The organism is Massilia sp. CT11-108, assembly GCF_047302915.1.
Lineage (GTDB): Bacteria > Pseudomonadota > Gammaproteobacteria > Burkholderiales > Burkholderiaceae_D > Telluria > Telluria orientalis.
The window spans coordinates 1-822 of the sequence record NZ_JBKYMO010001056.1 but is presented as its reverse complement, the minus strand read 5'-3'; the positions used below and the strand labels follow the sequence as shown (position 1 = coordinate 822).

The window sequence follows — 822 nt, the reverse complement described above, 5'->3', positions numbered from 1 at the left end:
GCGCTGACGGTCCGGACGGCGCCCGGCGACGGCACGGCGTGGACGCTGCGCGTGCCGGCGCCGATCGCGTACGCCTGAACACCAGATCAAAGGAGAAGCCACATGGATACCGCACCATTCGCCCACTGCGTCTGGCACAACGAACCGCCGGTGCACCGGATCGAAGACGGCACGCTGCATGTCGTCACCGGCGACCGCACGGATTTCTGGCGCATCACGAGCTATGGCTTCATCCGCGACAACGGCCACTTCTTCGGCGCGCCCGCCGCCGACGGATTCACGGCGCAGGTGCACGTACGCGCGGCGTTCGCCGAACTGTACGACCAGGCCGGCCTGATGGTCCGCATCGACGGACAACGCTGGATCAAGGTGGGCGTCGAGTTCTCGGACGGCCAGGCACTGCTCAGCACCGTGCTGACGAACGGGACGTCCGACTGGGCCGTGGCGCCGGCTCCGGCGCTGCCCGACGGCTTCTGGCTGCGGGTGACCGTCGGCGCCGGCGTCATCCGCGTGCAGTACTCGGCGGACGGCGCGACGTGGCCCATGCTGCGCCTGGCGCCGTTCCCGGCCGCGCCGCGCTATCTGGTGGGACCGATGTGCTGCACGCCGCAGCGCGCGGGGCTCGACGTCGCGTTCAGCGCATTCACGCTGGGTCCCGCACTCGGCAAGGACCTGCACGACCTGAGCTGACTAGTCCGGAAACATCAACCGCAGCAGATCGTCCGCCACGGCTTCGAGCTGGGCGACGTCGCGGTACACGCGCTCCAGCACGACCATGCCGCGCGTCGTCGTCGTGACGCGGCGCGCGGCATGGTCGTGCTG

1 protein-coding gene is annotated in these 822 nt (G+C 70.0%); it reads left to right on the top strand.

The genetic code is table 11. The annotated features are described in order from the left end of the window. Positions 1-102 precede the first annotated feature (102 nt). On the top strand, positions 103-690 hold the full coding sequence (locus tag ACEN88_RS33095; RefSeq protein ID WP_413346536.1) for a DUF1349 domain-containing protein: 588 nt from the start codon (positions 103-105) through the stop codon (positions 688-690). The last annotated feature ends 132 nt before the right edge of the window (positions 691-822 follow it).

What these genes read in the sequence shown, in the direction of transcription:
- ACEN88_RS33095 (WP_413346536.1), top strand. Translation starts at nt 103, where the DNA reads ATGGATACCGCACCATTCGCCCACTGCGTCTGGCACAACGAACCGCCG.